This window comes from Acidobacteriota bacterium, assembly GCA_028875725.1.
GTDB lineage: Bacteria > Acidobacteriota > Thermoanaerobaculia > Multivoradales > Multivoraceae > Multivorans.
The window spans coordinates 456,458-473,666 of sequence record JAPPCR010000006.1 but is presented as its reverse complement, the minus strand read 5'-3'; the positions used below and the strand labels follow the sequence as shown (position 1 = coordinate 473,666).

The 17,209-nt window shown below is 69.4% G+C and carries 17 protein-coding genes; 5 read left to right on the top strand and 12 right to left on the bottom strand.

Features of this window, described 5'->3' with window-relative positions:
• Positions 1-9: 9 nt before the first annotated feature.
• From OXI49_03965 to OXI49_03950, 4 genes are read right to left on the bottom strand one after another with little or no spacing between them, the layout of a single operon-like run.
• Positions 10-1,185: a c-type cytochrome gene (locus tag OXI49_03965; GenBank protein MDE2689644.1), complete on the bottom strand. Its 1,176-nt coding sequence runs from the start codon at positions 1,183-1,185 to the stop codon at positions 10-12.
• A 29-nt stretch (positions 1,186-1,214) separates the two neighbouring features.
• Positions 1,215-2,585 (bottom strand): PQQ-binding-like beta-propeller repeat protein, encoded by a 1,371-nt coding sequence (locus tag OXI49_03960; protein ID MDE2689643.1) that lies wholly within the window; start codon positions 2,583-2,585, stop codon positions 1,215-1,217.
• Positions 2,586-2,625: 40 nt separating this feature from the next.
• Positions 2,626-3,162 (bottom strand): methylated-DNA--[protein]-cysteine S-methyltransferase, encoded by a 537-nt coding sequence (locus OXI49_03955; GenBank protein MDE2689642.1) that lies wholly within the window; start codon positions 3,160-3,162, stop codon positions 2,626-2,628.
• Positions 3,163-3,187: 25 nt separating this feature from the next.
• Entirely contained in the window at positions 3,188-4,111 is a 924-nt protein-coding gene (locus OXI49_03950) for a DNA-3-methyladenine glycosylase 2 family protein (protein MDE2689641.1), read from the bottom strand.
• An 84-nt stretch (positions 4,112-4,195) separates the two neighbouring features.
• Here OXI49_03950 and OXI49_03945 point away from each other — a divergent pair, with 84 nt between their 5' ends.
• Positions 4,196-5,344 carry a zinc-binding dehydrogenase gene (locus tag OXI49_03945; GenBank protein MDE2689640.1) on the top strand — a complete coding sequence of 383 codons (1,149 nt, stop codon included), beginning with the start codon at positions 4,196-4,198 and terminating at the stop codon, positions 5,342-5,344.
• 6 nt (positions 5,345-5,350) lie between these two features.
• Here the strand turns inward: OXI49_03945 and OXI49_03940 are convergent, their stop codons facing one another.
• Genes OXI49_03940 through OXI49_03930 form a run of 3 tightly spaced genes read right to left on the bottom strand, consistent with a single transcriptional unit; the run spans position 5,351 to position 8,162 of the window.
• Positions 5,351-6,283: a GNAT family N-acetyltransferase gene (locus OXI49_03940; GenBank protein MDE2689639.1), complete on the bottom strand. Its 933-nt coding sequence runs from the start codon at positions 6,281-6,283 to the stop codon at positions 5,351-5,353.
• Between the two features lie 11 nt (positions 6,284-6,294).
• On the bottom strand, positions 6,295-7,101 hold the full coding sequence (locus tag OXI49_03935) for a hypothetical protein (GenBank protein ID MDE2689638.1): 807 nt from the start codon (positions 7,099-7,101) through the stop codon (positions 6,295-6,297).
• Complete coding sequence (locus OXI49_03930; protein MDE2689637.1) at positions 7,098-8,162, bottom strand: hypothetical protein; 1,065 nt, start codon at positions 8,160-8,162, stop codon at positions 7,098-7,100. The genes OXI49_03935 and OXI49_03930 overlap by 4 nt, the downstream gene beginning before the upstream one ends.
• A gap of 199 nt (positions 8,163-8,361) precedes the next feature.
• Here OXI49_03930 and OXI49_03925 point away from each other — a divergent pair, with 199 nt between their 5' ends.
• Complete coding sequence (locus OXI49_03925) at positions 8,362-9,666, top strand: NAD-dependent epimerase/dehydratase family protein (protein ID MDE2689636.1); 1,305 nt, start codon at positions 8,362-8,364, stop codon at positions 9,664-9,666.
• On the opposite strand, the gene OXI49_03920 is transcribed toward OXI49_03925, so the two are convergent.
• The 4 genes from OXI49_03920 to OXI49_03905 form a co-directional block, all read right to left on the bottom strand.
• Positions 9,586-10,389: an outer membrane beta-barrel protein gene (locus OXI49_03920; protein MDE2689635.1), complete on the bottom strand. Its 804-nt coding sequence runs from the start codon at positions 10,387-10,389 to the stop codon at positions 9,586-9,588. The two genes, OXI49_03925 and OXI49_03920, sit on opposite strands and share 81 nt — an antisense overlap.
• 2 nt (positions 10,390-10,391) lie before the next feature.
• Positions 10,392-11,156 (bottom strand): hypothetical protein, encoded by a 765-nt coding sequence (locus OXI49_03915; protein ID MDE2689634.1) that lies wholly within the window; start codon positions 11,154-11,156, stop codon positions 10,392-10,394.
• An 84-nt stretch (positions 11,157-11,240) separates the two neighbouring features.
• The gene (locus OXI49_03910) at positions 11,241-12,434 is read right to left on the bottom strand and encodes a homoserine O-acetyltransferase (GenBank protein MDE2689633.1); all 1,194 of its coding nucleotides are present in this window, start codon (positions 12,432-12,434) and stop codon (positions 11,241-11,243) included.
• Between the two features lie 53 nt (positions 12,435-12,487).
• Positions 12,488-13,774, bottom strand: a complete 1,287-nt coding sequence (locus OXI49_03905; protein MDE2689632.1) for a murein transglycosylase A — start codon at positions 13,772-13,774, stop codon at positions 12,488-12,490.
• A 91-nt stretch (positions 13,775-13,865) separates the two neighbouring features.
• Here OXI49_03905 and OXI49_03900 point away from each other — a divergent pair, with 91 nt between their 5' ends.
• Positions 13,866-15,065, top strand: coding sequence for a glycosyltransferase (locus tag OXI49_03900; GenBank protein ID MDE2689631.1), 1,200 nt, complete (start codon positions 13,866-13,868; stop codon positions 15,063-15,065).
• Positions 15,066-15,110: 45 nt separating this feature from the next.
• A complete protein-coding gene (locus tag OXI49_03895) occupies positions 15,111-15,503 on the top strand; it encodes a DUF6165 family protein (protein ID MDE2689630.1) in 393 nt (130 codons plus the stop codon).
• A gap of 25 nt (positions 15,504-15,528) precedes the next feature.
• Here OXI49_03895 and OXI49_03890 read toward each other — a convergent pair whose 3' ends face one another.
• Complete coding sequence (locus OXI49_03890) at positions 15,529-15,969, bottom strand: lactoylglutathione lyase (GenBank protein MDE2689629.1); 441 nt, start codon at positions 15,967-15,969, stop codon at positions 15,529-15,531.
• A 66-nt stretch (positions 15,970-16,035) separates the two neighbouring features.
• On the opposite strand from OXI49_03890, the gene OXI49_03885 reads away from it, so the two are divergent.
• A complete protein-coding gene (locus OXI49_03885) occupies positions 16,036-17,190 on the top strand; it encodes an aminotransferase (protein ID MDE2689628.1) in 1,155 nt (384 codons plus the stop codon).
• Positions 17,191-17,209 lie beyond the last annotated feature (19 nt).

Sequence of the window (17,209 nt, the reverse complement as noted above, 5' to 3'; positions counted from 1 at the left end):
ACGGCGCTCCTACTCCCCCACCTCGTAGTAGTCCACGAAGCCGATCATCATCTCGTCCGTCGTCTCGCGCCCCCAGGAGACGTCCCGGGTTGGATCGGGGTTCAGCGGATTGCCGCCGCTGTTGTCGTAGGTCGCCATGCAGCGAAGCCGGGTCCCGGCGGGAAGCGGCCTGGGCTCGGCGAACCGGTAGGTCGTCTGCCAGTTGAAGTCGTAGCCGGTGACCAGGAGCAGAATCTCGGAGCGTCCGTCCGGGTACTCCGCCCGGAACTCGAACGTGTCGCCGCGCAGGTGCATGTGCGGCCTGAGCGACAGCAGGCGGGTGGCGCGCGGGAAGGTCAGGTCGGCCTCGAAGCGGACGTCCGGCTCGCCCGCCGGAATCCACAGGAAGGGCGTCGAGCAGAGCGCCGTGAGGGATTCGTGGCGAGGCGGATCAGCCGCCAGGATCAGGCCGATCCGGCTCCGGTCGGTCTCTTCCTTTCCGGTCGGCGTGTAGTGCATCTGGAAGTCGAGCACGGCGCCGGCGGGAAGCCGGCGGCCGACCCCCGGCGGCATGACGAGGGGCCCGGTGCCCGGCGCGTACCCGCCGAGATCCCCCGCCGTGCGCGGATCGCCGCCGGGGCTTTCCCGGGCGGCGCCGGCACCCGGGAACGCCTGCACGATGATGTGATGGACCACGGCCGGGTTGCCGGGCCGCGTCTCCGCCGCCTGGATCCACACGTCCTGGGCCAGACCCGTCTCCACGCGGTAGCCGTGGTACGGAACGTCACCGGCCGCAGGTACCGTCACCTCTTCCGGCAGTTCGAAGACGAGATCGGGCACGCCGATGCTCCAGTCGACTCTCCCGGACGATGCGGGCCGTTCCACCGCCGCCGCCTCCCCCGGCGCCGACCCGGGACGGCTGCCGCCGTCGATCCAGGCCAGCAGCTTCGCCTTCTCCGGCGCCGGCAGACGCCGGTCGTTCAGAAACTCGCCGTAACGCGCGTCGGCGTGCCATGGCGGCATCGCTCCCGAGGCGACCGCACGGCGGATCGAGGAAGACCAGGCGCGCGCCTGCTCGAACGTCCGCAGCGCGAACGGCGCCGGGCCGCCCTCCGTGTGACAACCGGCACAGCGGCTCCGGAACACCTCCGCTACCGCGTCGAAGTCGACGGCGGCCGCCGGCTGGACGAGCGCCGTCAGGCCCAACCAGAACGCGGCCGAACCGGGCCCGGCGTTCAGGGGCCGCTCGCGGCGCCCGCCTGATTCGTGATCCGGTACAGCTTGCTCCGGGTGCGGATGTAGAGGCTGCCGTCGGCGATCGCCGGCGTCGACATGCTCATCTCGTCGAGCGAGTTCTTGCCGACGACCTCGAACTCGTCGCCGGCCTCGATCACGAACGTGTCGCCGTCCTCGCTCAGCACGAAGACCTTGCCGTTGTACGCCCACGGAGAAGCCGTGAAGGCGCCCGAGCCGCGTTCGATCCGTTGCTTGCCGTAGACCTCCGCGCCGGTCTTCGGATCGTGCGCGGTGAAGAAGCCCCGGTCGAGCAGCGTGTAGAAGCGGTCACGGTAGATCAACGGCGTCGGGTTGTAGGCGCCGGCCTGGGGCTGGTACCAGACCACCCAGCGATTGCTCTGCTGGTCCTTTTCCAGCGTGATGTCGCCTTCGGCGCCCGGCTTGATCGCGTAGACCGGGCGAACCTGGTCGCCGATGTAACCCGACGACACGTAGAGCAGGCCGTACTTCGAGAATGGCTGCGGAATCGCGATGGACGACATGCCGCCGAAGTGCCACAGCAGGTTCCCTTGCTCGTCGTAAGAACGCACCTGGTCGGTGCCCGGCGTGATCACCTCCGTGCGCAGTTCGTTCTCCCACACGAAGGGGGTCGCCCAGTTGCTGCCCTCCTCGCGGGCGTCGCGCCACAGCTCCTCGCCGGTCGCGGCGTCGAGGGCCATCAGGAAGGACTGGTCCTCGTTGTCATTCACGACGTAGAGCTGCCCGTTGTGTACGACCGGCGACGCCGCCGTCCCCCAACCGAAGCGCGTCCGCACGACCTCGAAGCGCTGCTCCCAGACTGGCTCGCCCTCCATCGTGAAGGCGAAGACACCGACGTTGCCGAAGTAGGCATAGATGCGCTCGCCGTCCGTGACCGGAGTTTCCGACGCGTACGTGTTCTTCAGGTGCCTCGGGAAGTCCGGGGCGCCCGTCAGCACCTCGCGCTCCCAGCACTTCTCGCCGGTCTCCACCTCGATGCAGTAGACCGACCAGTGGTGGTCGTCGGCGGACGGCTGCATCCGGTTGCCGCCGAGGTAGAGACCCTTCTTCGGCTCCTCGACCTCGCCTTCGCTCCACACCGTGGTCAGGTACACGCGATCGCCCTGCACAATGGGCGAAGACCATCCCAGGCCCGGCACATCGACGACCCAGGCCACGTTCTCCGTGGTGCTCCAGGTCTCCGGCAGGCGGGGATCGTCGTCGGCGACGCTCATGGCGTCCGGACCGCGGAAGGCCGGCCAGTTTTCGGTAGCCGGCGGTGCAGCCAGTGCCGAACCCGCGAATAGAAGGACGGCCGTGGCCGCAGTGAACACGAGTCGAGATGTGCGCATCCGGAATCTCCAGGTGGAGGTCGCTCTGGCTGGGAACTGCCTACGAAGTCGCGCGCGAGCTTAGCACCGGCGAAAGCAGTAGCTGCCTTCCGGCTACCCGCCGTTCCAGGTCCAGCAACGCCTGCTTCGTCGGCAGGCCGCCGCCAAAGCCCGTCAGTCGGCCGTCGCTGCCGATCACCCGATGGCAGGGCACAACGACCGGCAGCGGGTTGCGGCCATTCGCGGCGCCCACGGCCCTCGAAGCCGTCGGCTTGCCGATCCGCGCGGCGAGTTCGCCGTAGGAGATCGTCTCGCCGAACGGGATGCGCCGCAGTTCGGTCCATACGCGGCGCTGGAACGCGGTGCCGTGGGGAGAGAGCGGCAGGTCGAAGTCCTGCCGCTCGCCCGCGAAGTACTCCTCGATCTGCCTCTTGGCCTCCGCCAGCGCCGCGGGCAGTCTGTCGGCGGAAGCCGTCCAGGCCGGGTCCGGTGGTTTCACCGCCCGGTTCGGCAGGTCGATGCAGTCGATCGAGTCCTCTCCACCCACCAGCCGGAGGGTGCCGATCGGGGTGTCGAAGGCGTGGTAGATCGCGGTCATCGGCCGGGTTCCTTTCGGGTTCAGCCTACCCGCCGCCGCCGCGGCGCCACAACAGGATCGCCGCGTAGGCGCGCACCGGACGCCAGGGTTCAGCCATCGCCTCCAGCTCTGCGGCGCTGGGCGGCCGCTCGCGGTCGATCGCCTTCCGCAAACCCAGATCGCTGGCGGGAAACGCATCGCCGTCGCCCAGAGCCCGCATCGCGATGTACTCGACCGTCCAGGGGCCGATGCCCTTGATGCCAAGCAGTCGGCGGCGGACCTCGAGCGGGTCGGCGTCCAGCCTCAAGGCACCGGTCGCGACCACCGACGACATCTCACCAAGCGCCCGCGCACGGGATCCCGGCAAACCGAGCGCCCGCAAGTCGCAGGACGCGACTTGCGCCGGGCTCGGAAACGGCCGCACGAGCCCGGGCTCTCCCAGCCCCGCGGGAAGTTCCCGGCCCGTAGCCGCGACGAGGCGGCCGGCCAGGGTGCGCGCGCCGGCCACCGAGATCTGCTGTCCCAGCATCGCCCGCACCGCGGTTTCGAAGCGGCACCAGGCGCCGGGAATCCGTACGCCTGCCGGGCTCCGGCCGCCCGAGACCAGTTCGCGTGCATCGCTCAGGCCGGAGCGAATGGCGTCCGGATTTGCGTCGAGGTCGAACAGTCGCCGCAGTCGGCGTCCGACCTGTTCCTCCAGCAGCGCTTCAAGGCCTCCGTCCGCGCTGGCATGTACTTCCGCACGCACGCGGCGGCCGCCCAAGTCGACCCGAAGGATGCCGAACCGTGGATCGCCTTCCGGCGCCCCTGGCGACAGTCGCGCGAGGTCGACTGTCCGGCGGTAGTGCAGGCGCTCCGTGTCGACGACCTCCACGCCAGGCAAGGCGCGGGCCGCGAAGAACTCAAGCAGGCCCCGGACATCGAACGGCCGCCGGCAGGGCGCTTCGAACGAGCAGACGACGTGCGGCATCCAGGGCGGGAGCATAGTCGTCCGGCACGGCCCGGCCGCGATAGCCTCGCCGCCGCTCACACCTCAACCAACCGGAAACCGACCATGACCGAACTCCCCCCCGACGGCCTGGCCCTCCACTCCACGATCCGTACCGATGACAGCGGCGGCGGCACCGTCGAACTGGCGCTGGTCAGGGTCCCGGTGCCGGAACCCGGACCGGACCAGGTCGTCATCCGGGTCGAGGCGTCGCCGATCAACCCGTCCGACCTGGGCGTGCTGTTCGGGCCGGCCGACGTCTCCACGGTACGCGCGTCGGACGGAGAACACGGCCCCCTGGTAGTCGCCGACCTCCCCAAGGGGCTGGCGCGGCTGGTGGCCGGTCGCCTCGGTCAGGCGATACCGACCGGCAATGAGGGCGCCGGCGTGGTCGTCGCCGCCGGTTCGTCGCCGGCCGCCCAGGCCCTGATCGGCCGCACGGTCGCCGTCCTCGGCGGCTCGATGTACGCGGAGTACCGGCTGGCCGAGGTCCGGCAGTGCCTGGCGCTGCCCGAAGGCACGACACCCGCCGAAGGCGCCTCCTGCTTCGTCAATCCTCTGACGGCCCTGGGCATGGTCGAGACGATGCGACTCGAGGGCCACACGGCCCTGGTCCACACCGCCGCCGCCTCCAACCTCGGCCAGATGCTGCAGAAGATCTGCACCGCGGACGGCGTGCCGCTGGTCAACGTCGTCCGCCGGCCGGAACACGAGGAACTCCTGCGCGGCATCGGCGCCCGCCACGTCGTCAACCTGAGTACCGAGACCTTCATGGCCGACCTCGTCGCCGCGATCACCGACACCGGCGCGACGCTCGGCTTCGACGCCACCGGCGGCGGCAAGCTGGCCGGCCAGATCCTGACCGCGATGGAGGCGGCACTCTCCGCCAGCGCCCCCGAGTACAGCCGCTACGGCTCGGCGACCCTCAAGCAGGTTTACATCTACGGCGGGCTCGACCGCAGCCAGACCGTCCTGACCCGCAACTTCGGCATGGCCTGGGGGCTGGGCGGCTGGCTGCTGCCCCACTTCCTGCGCCGCATTGGCTACGAGGCCTCGGAACGCCTCCGGCAGCGGGTCGCCGCGGAGATCAGGACGACCTTTGCGTCGAGCTACGCGAAGACAGTCACCCTGCGGCAGGCTCTCGATCCGGCGTCCATAGCGGTCTACGCGAAGCAGGCGACCGGCGAGAAGTACCTGGTCACGCCACACGCGTAGGCGCCGCTACACCCGCCGGTACGCGAGATCGCCCTCCATGTAGGTCAGGTAGAAGCCGGCCGGATCGATCTCCCCGTTCGGGTTGCGGAACCAGAGCGGACGCCGGTAGAAGACCGCGCCCCGCAGCGACTCCGCGGCCCGCAACAGGCCATCTTCCGTGGCCAGGACGGTCGCCTCGGCGCACCCCTCCCGGCCCAGCCGGTCGAGGATGGCGAGAAGCGCCAGATCCGCATCCTCTTCAAGCCACGGCATGTGGACGATCCGGCCGGTGGGCGGATCGTTCGCCTGGTTGACGTAGAGCAGGACCGGACCGAGCGGCTCTCCCGACCGTTCCAGGGTGAACAGCAGCCCGTCGTGCTCCGGACAGGCTGCCAGCCATGCCAGGTGGTCCGGCTCCGCGAGATTGACCAGCGTGTCTCGAGGAGCCGCAGGACCGGCAGCGGCGGGATCAAAGTCGGCCAGCATCAGGCCGGTCTGCCTGGCCGCGGCGACACCTGCCGCCGCGGTGCTCAGACGCACTTCGAGCGCCTCACCGACCTCGTGAAAGCCGCGCATGACCAGCATGGCCTTGGTTGCGGCGGTGCCGCCGAGCACGACCTCGAAGTCCGTGTCGGGCGTGCGGCCGGCAAGGGGGACGCCGGCTCTGCCCCTCGCAGCGTGTTCAACCATCCACAGCATCCGGTGAGCACCCGTCACCGTTTCGCCATGGACCCGGTAGCGGCAGTGCAACGAAGCCACGTGGCCGACGATTCGGCCATGCCGTTCGGCGACGGAAGACTCGACCTCCGGCCCCGGACCGGGATGGAAGAGAAGCCAGCGCAGGACCTCCGGCTCGCGCCGGACGCCGTAGACGACCCCGGTCAGTTCGGAGAGACGAGCGAGTTCGCTCTCGGTACTCGGGCGCAGCAGGACGTCCCGAACCGTACGCACCCGATCCATCGACCCGAAGGCTACTTCGACCCGCCGCGCCCTGCCCGAAACGCCTCGTCGCGCTCGGCCCGCAGGCGCAACCCCTCCCGGAAGCGCTCGATGTTCGCCTCCGCGCGGCGCCTCAGCCGGCGGTACTTGAACTCGGCCTCGAGCAGCAGCAGCTCGTCCCATCCCAGACCTTCCTCCGTCCAGTGGTACTCATGGGTGAGGAGCTGAATCCGGTCGTAGCGTTCGAGCAGCGACGTCACCACGCCCTCGCGCCAGACCTGGGTGCTGTCGGAGAGGTACTTGATCCGCTCGAAGTAGAGCGGATCGTAGGCGTCGACGACGCCCGGGATTGGCAGGGTCCGCCCCGACCGCATCGGCATGTGGGGACTCGCCGCCCGGATGCGGGTGCCGAAGAAGCTCTCGATCAGCTCGATCGCGCGGCTCGCCAGCGCGACGGGGTCGCCGCCGGAACGCTCCAGCAGGCTCAGATCGTAGTGGAAGCCCAGGTCATGGCCGAGATCGAGGATCGACTCGACCGCCTCCGCCCCGTCGGCCTCGAACAGGTTGTAGTCGGAACCGATCTGCACGAAGAAGGTCGAACGGACGCCGGCGTCGTGGTCGGCCCGCGCCAGGGTCAGCGCGGCGTCGAGACTGAACTCGACGTCGTGCCGCATCAGGACGAAGCGCTCCACTTCGAGCAGCGCCTCGCCCAGTGGCGCCGCCTCGCCGAACGAGAAGGTGCGGTGGGTCGAGGTGATCCGCGCCAGGATCTCCCGGTAGTGGTCCAGAGTGAAGTCGAGGTCCGGATCGGAGGGACGAACCCGGGAGCGTGGGTTCATGTCGGCTGCCACGAGACTTCTCTCCAGACCTCGGTCGCCAGGTCGTCGACCGGACGCACGCCCCCTTCGTCGACCCAGTCGATCAGGCGGCCGGTCACGTCAGGGTAGTTCATGGGCGCCGGCTCCGCAGTGTCGAGCCAGGACTCGACAGCGTTGACGGTCAGCCGCTCGACGACGGTGCCCAGGCCAAGCGCCACCAGCGCCCGGCCGTTGAGAAACTGCTCCGGGTGACGGCCGATGGGTTGCACGAGGAGGCGGCGGCCCAGATGCAGCGCCTCACTGATCAGCGAGAAGCCCGCGTTCGTGATCACACCGGAGCAGGCGACCAGGTCGGCCAGGAACGCCACTCGGTCGTAGGGCCGGATCGAGACGTTGCCGCGCTCGACCGGCTCGGGCACCGGCCGGTAGGCGACGAACCGGCGCCCCGGCAACTGCCCGAGCAACGCCGTGATGCTCTCTTCGCTCTCCGCGGGCAGGTAGACGAGGAACCGCTCGTCGGCGTCCGGCGGCCGGCCGGCACTGGCCGCCGCGACCAGGTCGGGACTGATCGTTGGCGGCAGATTCGCGCCGCCGAAGCGATGCCAGTGGAGACCGACCGCGGTCCGGACCGGCGTGTAGACCGGTGCGAACATCCGCAGCATCCACCGTGCCGGCCCGGTCCGGCCCGGCAGTCGCAGGCGCCGGTGGAATGCGTAGAGGTGGCCGACGCCGATGCTGGGCCGTCGGCATCGACGCGCAATCCACGCGGAAACCGGCTCGTAGTCCGTTAACACGAGATCGAAACCTGACGCATCGAAGCTGCGCACGTCGCGCAGGAAGCGAGCCAGCCGTAACTGCCGAATGGTCTGAAGCAGCCGCACCCGCCCACCGGCCGCCTGACCCGTGAACCCCTCGAGCAGCGTGTGACTGGCCCGGATCTCCGGGTCGGCGAACGCCGCGGAGGATCTTCCGGTGAGCAGGCAGTGGACCTCGTGGCCCCGGCTCCGCAGACCGGCCACCATCGCCGCCGACCGCACGAGGTGGCCGTGGCCCGTGCCCTGAACTCCGTAGAGAATCCTCATGCTGGAGCCGCGGACGGTCTTGATCCGGACCAGAGCACGCGGACGGAAGGTAGCACCCGCCCAGTCGAAGCCGCAACAGCCAGCCTCCCGCCCTCTCGCTGGTAGAATCGACTACCTCACGGAATCTTCCCGGTTCGCACCCGAGAACGCGGTCTGATCCCCGCACAGTGCAACAGGGGGTGAAGTCACGCGCGTTCTCATAGCAGGCATCGACGGCTACCTCGGCTGGCCGTTGGCGCAGTATCTGACTGCCCGCGGTCACGAGGTTTCCGGCATCGATGCCGGCTTCCGTCGCGAGTGGGTCGCCGAGATGGGCGGCCGCTCGGCTCTTCCGGTCGCGTCCGTCGAGGCGCGTCTCGACGCCTTCGAGTCCGCCTACGACCGGCGTCCGCACCTGGTTCAGGGCGACCTGACCGACAGGGACGTGGTGTACCGGCTGTTCGAAGACGTCCGGCCGGAGGCGATCGTCCACCTGGGCGAATGCCCCTCGGCGCCCTACTCGATGATCGACGCGGACCACGCGATCTGGGTGCAGCGCAACAACATCGAGGGCACGATGAACGTGCTCTACGCGATGCGCGACCTGGCGCCCGAGGCGCACCTGGTCAAGCTCGGCACGATGGGCGAATACGGCACGCCGAACCTGGACATCCCCGAAGGCTTCTTCGAGGTCGAGTACCGCGGCCGCCGCGACCGCCTGCCCTTCCCCCGCCAGGCCGGCTCCTGGTACCACTGGAGCAAGGTCCACGACAGCAACAACGTGATGTTCGCCTGCCGCATCTTCGGTCTCCGGGCCACCGACGTGATGCAGGGCGTCGTCTACGGCACGCGCTTCTTCGGCAGCGCCGCCGACCACCCCGCCGACCCCGCGCTCCATACCCGGCTCGATTTCGACCAGGCCTTCGGCACCGCGCTCAACCGGTTCTGCTGCCAGTCCGTGATCGGCGAACCGCTGACCCTGTTCGGCATCGGCAACCAGCGCCGCGGCTTCCTGCCCCTCTGCGACTCGATGCAGTGCCTGACCCTGGCGGTCGACAACCCGCCCAAGGCGGGCGACTACCGGGTGTTCAACCAGTTCGAGGAGACCTACACCATCTCGGAACTCGCCTCCAAGGTGGCCGCCGTCGCATCCGACATGGGCCTCGATCCGCGAATCCGGCGCATCGAGAATCCCCGCAAGGAAATGGAAGAGCACCACTACAACCCGGACCACGACCATCTGCTGGCGCTGGGATACCAGCCGACCCGCGACATGGACTCGGAAATCCGGGCGATGCTCGAAGACCTCCTGCCGCACCACGACCGGATCGCGGCCAAACGCGACGTGCTGCTCCCCGACATCCGTTGGGACGGCAGCCGGCGGAGGTCCGCCTTTCTGGACAAGTCAACCAGCCTCGACGCCGGCAACGGCGCCGGGAGCGGATCAGCGACCGAGACGCCGGACCACGACCAGCCGGGCAAGGTCGAACCGATGGTCGATCCGGTACTCGCAGGGACTCGGTAGCCCGCTCGGCCCGCAGACGCCGGCGTTGACGCCCGTCACGTTCTCCGCCTCGTCGACCGCCTCGCCGAAGTCCATCCGCATCGCTTCGAACCGGAGCATCCAGACATCGCCGAGCGGCATCTCCAAACCGGCGCCGGCGACCCAGCCGACCCGCGTCGACCGCCCGGCGAAGGAGTCGTCCCGATCCACGTACATGCGCCCGTCCGGGCCCAGGTCGAGGTCCGTGAACGAAGCGGAGATCCCGGCCACCGCCACACCGCCACTGAGGAAGCCGGCGACGCGTCCGAGGGACCGCCGCACGCCGACCCGCGCCGTCGCGGCCCAACGCAACTCTGAGGCCGCCGTTTCGTCCTGACCCACCGGATCCACCTGGCGGGCCGCCGCGGGCAGGCCACCGAAGAGACCGTCCAGTTCGACGCGGATCGCCGTGCGTCGCGGCACGAACTCCCAACCCGCGACCACGCCGACCGGGTATGCGGCGTCGTCGTAGTCGAAGGTCCGGCCCGGGCGGCTGTCCGCCGCCGTGAAGCCGTCCTCGTCGAGGAGCCGGACGTCCAGAGCACCCCAGCCGGCGAACACGCCGACATAGGCACCCGGTCCGCCGCCTGCCTCGCCGCGATCCTGGGCCGTAGCGGAGCCGGCGCCAGCGACAGCCGCGAAGAACGCCAGAGCCGCAGCGACCGCCAGCGATGCGCAGCCGCCCGACGCCGTGCCGTTTCTCATCGTCAGTCGACGAGTCGAATACGGGTGCCGCAGATGTGGATCACGCCGTCGGCGCCGAGGCAGCCCCGCTCGCTCGCGGCTGAACGGGCCCGGTCCGCGTCGACTGCGCGCAGATCGATGCCGCCAAGCCCCTCGGGGCGGCCGTCGGTCGGCAGCACGAAGCGCAAGTCGGCGTTCTCGAAGGGAATCGTCGGCACGCCGTCGACATCGCGCAGCGGGATCTCCGCGATCTCGCTCCAGCGGGCCGCGAGGCGGTCCGGGGCCGGGGTCTGAATCTCCCCCGCGACGATCGCATCGATCACATCCGTCCGTCTGCAACGCTGCCAGTTCTCTCCCGCCGGCGTCCACGGTCCGTCCGGCTCCAGGCCGTTCGTCTGGCAGTCGATCTCGAAGAAGGTGCCGCCGGTGTCCTTCGGATGGAGTTGCATGTTCTGGAAGCCGCCCCGCTCGAAGTCGTTGACCAGGCGGATACCCAGTTCCTCGACCCGCCGACGCCGCGGAGCATGGTCGTCGCACTGGGTGATGAACATGTAGCCGCCGTCGCCGCCGCGCTTCTCCAGGTAGCGGCCGCCGGCGGTGTTCTCCTCGATCGGGGCCACGACCTCGAGCAACTGGTTGCCGATCGGCAGCAGGGCGTTCTCGAGCCCGAACCGAACGATGCCGGGATCGTTGTAGCAGACCTCGATGTCGAACACCGCCTCCAGGTCGTCGACGACCGGAGCGAGTTGTTCGGCTATCAGACAGATCTGCCGCAGGCGCAACCACATGACGAATCTCCTTGGGTGCTTCGGTTCGGACGGGAGGCCGGATCATGGCACGAATGCCCGGCGCGCCGCCGATTCGTGTCGCGGCTACGACTCCGGCCAGGAACCGCGACCTTCCAGCAGGAAGGTCAGGTGCGGGTGGTACAGCGCCGGTTCCAGCAGGAACGAGTCGTGCCCCTTGTCGGAGTGCACGATGATCCTCATGCAACTCACGCCGGCCTCCTCGAGCGTCGCCATCAGCTCACCCTGCTCTTCCGGGTAGTAGCAGACGTCGGAGTTGATCGAGAAGATGAGGAAGCGCTGGTCCCGGCAGCACTCGAAGGCCTCCCGAAGGGAACCGGCGCCAGCGGCCGCGGCCAGATCGAACTGGCTCCAGGCGTCGAGAATTCGCAGGTAGGAATTCGCGTCGAAGCGGGCCGCGAACTTCCGGCCCTGATGCCGCATGTAGGACTCGATCGGGTGGTTCACGCCGTACCACGGCACGCCGGAGGCCTCAGCCACCGTGTTCCGCGCCCGCCGCCGCAGGGTACGCAGCGACACGAACGTCTTGTGGTTGATCTGGCGCGCGATCTTCATCCCCTCGAGCTCCGTACCCGGCGGATAGCTCCCGCCGTCGAAGCGCGGATCGTTGGCGACGGCCTGGATCTGCTCGAAGTTGTGGATCCGCTGGAGAGGCGTCACCTCCATGCCGGCCGCGATCACGACGACGTTGCGCACCCGCTCCGGGAACATGACCGCGAGATCCAGCACCGCCATGCCGCCGGTCGAGGGTCCGATGCCCGCGTGCAGCACGTCGATTCCCAGCCGGTCGACCAGGCGCATCGCGGCGCGTACCGAGTCGGAGAACCGTACCCGGGGGAAGGACGGGCCCCACCGCTCGCCGGTGGCCGGGTCGATCGACAGCGGGCCCGTCGATCCGTAGCAGCCGCCGATGTAGTTGACGCAGATGACGCAGAAGTGGTCCGTGTCGATCGCCCGTCCCGGTCCGATGAACTCGTGCCACCAGCCGACCACCATCTCGTCGGTCCAGGCGTCTCCGAGGCCGGGGACGCCGTGGTTCGTACCCGCCGCGTGGTGGCTGCCGGTCAGGGCATGGAACAGGAGCACGACGTTGTCGCGCTCGGCGTTCAACTCGCCATACTGCTCCCAGGCCAGGGTGAACCCGGACAGGATGTCGCCGCAGCGGAGTTCGAGCGGTTCGTCGAAGTGCTCGAACCGGGTTTCTACGACGCCGAGGCCGTCGGCGGCATCCGCCGGCTGCAGGTTACGGACCGACTCCATGGACCGACAATACTCCACCGCACGGCGCGCGTAAGGGGCGATCAGCCAGAGAGTTACGGCACCAGCGCCACCGCCCGCGGCACCAGCGCCCAGTAGCGGCCCCGGTGCGCCATGCGGCCGGCGATCGCCCGCGCCCGGTCTCCCGCACCCCAGAAGACGTCACCGCGCACCGCTCCCCGGATCGCCCCGCCCGTGTCCTGAGCCACCAGCAGCCACTGGCGGCGCTCGTCGGGGGCGTCGGCGACCGCGGCCGGGACCATCGCATCGAGCCAGACGGGAACGCCGAGAGGAACGTGCTGGCGGTCGACCGCCAGGGAGCGCTCCGGGGTCAGGGCGACGCCCTGCGCACCGATCGGACCCTCACCGCGGATCTCGCGAAAGAAGACGTAGGAGTCGTTCGTCGCCATGACCTCGTCCGCGCGGTCGGGCTGCTCTCGCAGCCAGGCATCGATCGACTGCAGTGACACCTCCTCCAGCGTCAGCTCGCCCCAGTCGACCAGTGTGCGGCCGATCGCGTGGTACGGGTGGCCGTTCTGCGCGGCGTAGCCGACCCGGAAGACGGATCCGTCGTCGAGCGCGACCCGCCCCGATCCCTGGATGTGGAGGAAGAAGGCGTCGATCGCATCGTCCACCCAGATCAACTCCAGGCCGCGGCCCGCGAGCGAACCGGACGCGATCGCCTCGCGGTCGTCGTACGGCTGGAGGCTCCCGCCCTGAACGCGGCCCGCCACCCGACGGCCCCGCAAATCGTCGCGGAACCGGCCCAGGTCCACCATGACCAGGTCTGACGGCTGCGTGTACAGCGGCACGCTGTACCGCTCGCTCCGACGGCGGCTGCCATGGAGCAGGGGCTCGAAGTAGCCGGTGAAGAGGCCGATCCGGCGCGACCAGCCCGAGCCTTCGCCCGGACGGGCGCCGGCCGCCTCCTCGTCGGGCCGAGCAAGCGGCACCGCGACCATCTCGCGCTCGATGACCGCGCTGACTTCCGCCCGGCCGGCTCCGTCTCCCAGGCCGCGCATCGCGCCGCAGAACCGCCACCAGTCACCAGGCGTGCCGCCCAGCACGACCGGCTTCAACGGCCGGTCCGCAGGCTGCGCCAGTAAGCGATCGCAACTCCTGAGCAAAGCAGGCAGCACCTCCGACACATCGTCAGCGCTCCAACCCGGCAGCGAAGCGACCTCGACCGGAGGCCCGTAGGCGCCAGTCGGCGCAGCGTCGGTCGGCACCGGCGGTTCGGCTTCTCCAAGCGTCCCCAACCATCCCACGATCCGTTCCGGCCCGATCGCCACGACGGTCGCCACCAGCGCCCAGCCAAGAGCCACGAGCAGTGCGATCCGCATCCCGCGTTCCCGCGAGACTCTTCCCCGTTCCGACCGCGGCGCCATGCAGCCGAGACGCTAGCAGCAGCGGGCGACGGGTACGCTCTCGGCAATGACCGAACGCCCACTGCGCTGGCTGTTCTTCTACGACTGCATCTATCCGGAATCCCTCGGCGGCGTCGAGCACCGGAACTTCGAGTTGGCGCGGGAGCTTGGGTGCCTCGGTCACGACGTGGTGCTGTCGGGCTGGGCTGAGACACCGACCGAACCCCACCCCAACGTCCGCGTCGAACCGGTGGCCAAAGCAAGCCGCCGCTACCTGGCGCGCGGCCGCAGGTCGGGCATCGAAGCGCTGACGCTTGCCTCCCAGGTGCGCCGCATTCCGCTGGACGGCATCGACATCGTCGAGACCGCGAACATCCCCTATCTGCACTTGCCGCTGCTCGCCAGGCGCTGCCGGCGGCGGCGGATTCCGCTGCTCGTCACCTGGCACGAGCACTGGGGCCGCTACTGGCGTCGGCACCGGCCTCCAGGCCGGTTCGGCCCGGGAATGTGGCGGTTCTACGCCCTCTGCGAACGGTTGTCGCTTCGCTTCGGCACGCAGGCGGTGGCGGTCAGCCGCCTCACGTCCGGCCGCGTGGCGAAGGTGCGCGGCGAGGCCGTCGACGTGATCCCGAACGGCATTCCGTTCGAGAGAATCCGCGCCCTCGCGGCGGAACCGGACACGACCGCTCCGCCTCTGGTCTACGCCGGACGTCTCATCCCCGAGAAGCGGGTCGACCTTCTGGTCGAGGCCACCGCGAAGCTTCAAGTCTCCGACGCTGGCCGTCGGCTCACGGCAGAACGGGGCGCCTTGCTCCGGATCATCGGTGGCGGCCCGGCGGAGTCCGCCCTACGCGCGCAGATCGAGCGCCTGGGGCTCGGCAGCGTCGTCGACTTCGCCGGACGCCTGCCCGAGAACGAGGACGTGTGGCGTGCCGTAGCCGGCGCCCAGCTCGCGGTACAACCCTCCGCCCGGGAGGGCTTCGGGCTCTTCCCGCTCGAAGCGCTGGCCGCAGGCGTGCCGGTGGTCCACTGCCGGTCCCCGAACAGCGCCGTGTCGGAACTCGTGCGCGACGGCCGGGAAGGATGGGCGGTCGACCCCGACGCCGGCGAACTCGCCGCCCTGCTGGAACGGCTGCTCGATGCGCCCGCCCAACTCGCCGCCGCTTCGAGCTCGGCGGTCGAGCGCGCGGCCGGCTACGACTGGCGGCAAGTGGCCGCCCAGGTCGTCGAAACCGGGAGCGCGCTGGTCCGGCGGGAGCGAAGCTGAGGGGCCGAGTCCGAAGGCCCGAACTGCTGTAGTGTCTGCGCCGTCGTGGGCACCGTGCTGCAGGTCGAGGTATCGGCCGGCGAACTGATCGACAAGATCACGATCCTCGAGATCAAGGCCGAGAGGATCGCCGACCCGGACAAGGTCGCCAACGTACAGCGCGAACTCCGGAGTCTGGCCGCCGCGCGCAGCGAGGCGCTGCCGAGCTCCCCGGAACTGGACGAACTGACCGCGGAACTGCGCCAGATCAACGAGCGGCTGTGGAAGATCGAGGACGACATCCGCGACTGCGAACGGAAGCGCGACTTCGGCGAGCGCTTCATCGAGCTCGCGCGCGCGGTCTACCGCACGAACGACCGGCGCGCCGCAGCCAAACGGAGCATCAACGAGCTGCTGGGCTCCGAACTGGTCGAAGAGAAGGACTACGCCGACTACTGATCGGTTGGTCCCGAGGTCGGGCCTCCTACCAGGTGCCCTCGTTCGGCATCGAGGCCCACGGCTCCTCGACCGGCAGGGAGCCGCCGGCCTGCAGGAGCTCGATCGAGATCCCGTCCGGCGAGCGGATGAACGCCATGCGACCGTCCCGCGGCGGGCGGTTGATGACGACGCCCTGTTCCTGCAGCGAGCGGCAGGTGCCGTAGATGTCCTCGACCTCGAAGGCGAGATGGCCGAAGTTGCGCCCCCCGGTGTAGTCCTCCGGATCCCAGTTGTGCGTCAGCTCGAGCAACGGCGCCGTCCGCTCCCGAGCGAGTTCGACATCCGAGGGAGCGGCCAGGAAGACAAGCGTGAACCGCCCCTGCTCACTGTCGAACCGCCGCAGCTCGACCATGCCCAGTTTGCCGCAGTAGAAGTCGAGCGCCTTCTCCAGGCTGTGGACCCGGACCATCGTGTGCAGGTACTTCATCCTTCGTCTTCCTCCATCCCGGTCAACCCCGCAGCCGCCGAATCGATCCGGTAGCTTACGCCCTCAATGCGTATCAGGGAGGTAGTGCATCGGGTGATCGATTCGCCGATCACCCAGGTCGGGCGGTGGAAGAACGACGCCTCCCCGGACCTGCCCCTCATCGACGTCTCCCAGGCAGCGCCCACCTACCCGCCTGCCCGGGAACTGCGCAACCACATCGCGGCCCAGGCCCAGAGCCCGGCCACCGCGACCTACACCGACCAGCAGGGAGTCCCGGAGCTGCGCGTAGCGCTGGCCCGTGCTCTGACCGCGGATTACGACGCCCCGGTGGCCGTCGAACACATGGCTGTCACCGCCGGCTGCAACCAAGCCTTCTGCCTGGCGATGATGGCGCTGACCGAACCAGGTGACGAGGTCCTGCTGCCCCTGCCCTCCTACTTCAACCACGACATGTGGCTGCGTTCCCAGGATGTCGAGCCGGTCTACCTGGAGCCCGGTCCGGACATGCTCCCCGACCCGCAAGGGGCGGCGGCGTCCATCACCGACCGAACACGCGCGATCGTCCTGGTGACGCCGAACAACCCGACCGGCGCCGTCTACCCGCCGGCCCTCATCGAGAGCTTCTTCGAACTCGCCCGCGAACGCGGACTGGTCCTGGTGATCGACGAGACCTACCGCGAGTTCCGCGAACACTCCGAGCCGCCGCACACGCTCTTCGCCCGTCCCGACTGGAGTGAGACGCTGATCCACCTCTACAGCTTGTCCAAGGCCTACTGCATGGCGGGCTACCGGATCGGCTGCATGGCCACGAATCCCGCCCTGCTCCGGGAGACGCTCAAGATCGCCGACTGCGTAGCCCTCTGCCCGTCGCACATCGGCCAGTTGGCGGCCACCTTCTGCCTTGAGCATCTCGACGCCTGGAAGCGCGAGTACCGCCGCACCGTCCGCGACCGCGTCGCCTACGCCGCCCGCCGCCTCCGCGAAGCCGACACCGGCTTCGAAGTCGTCTCCTCCGGCGGCTACTTCGTCTACCTCCGCCACCCGTTCACCGACCGCTCCTCCGTCGAAGTCGGCCGCAGCCTCGCCGAGGACCACGGCATCCTCTGCCTCGCCGGCTCCATGTTCGGTCCCGGCCAGGACCGCTACCTCCGCCTCGCCTTCGCCAACGTCGATCTGCCCGCGATCGACGAGTTGGTGGCGCGGCTGCGACGGGTTCGGTGACAGCCGCCTGTCGGCTGCC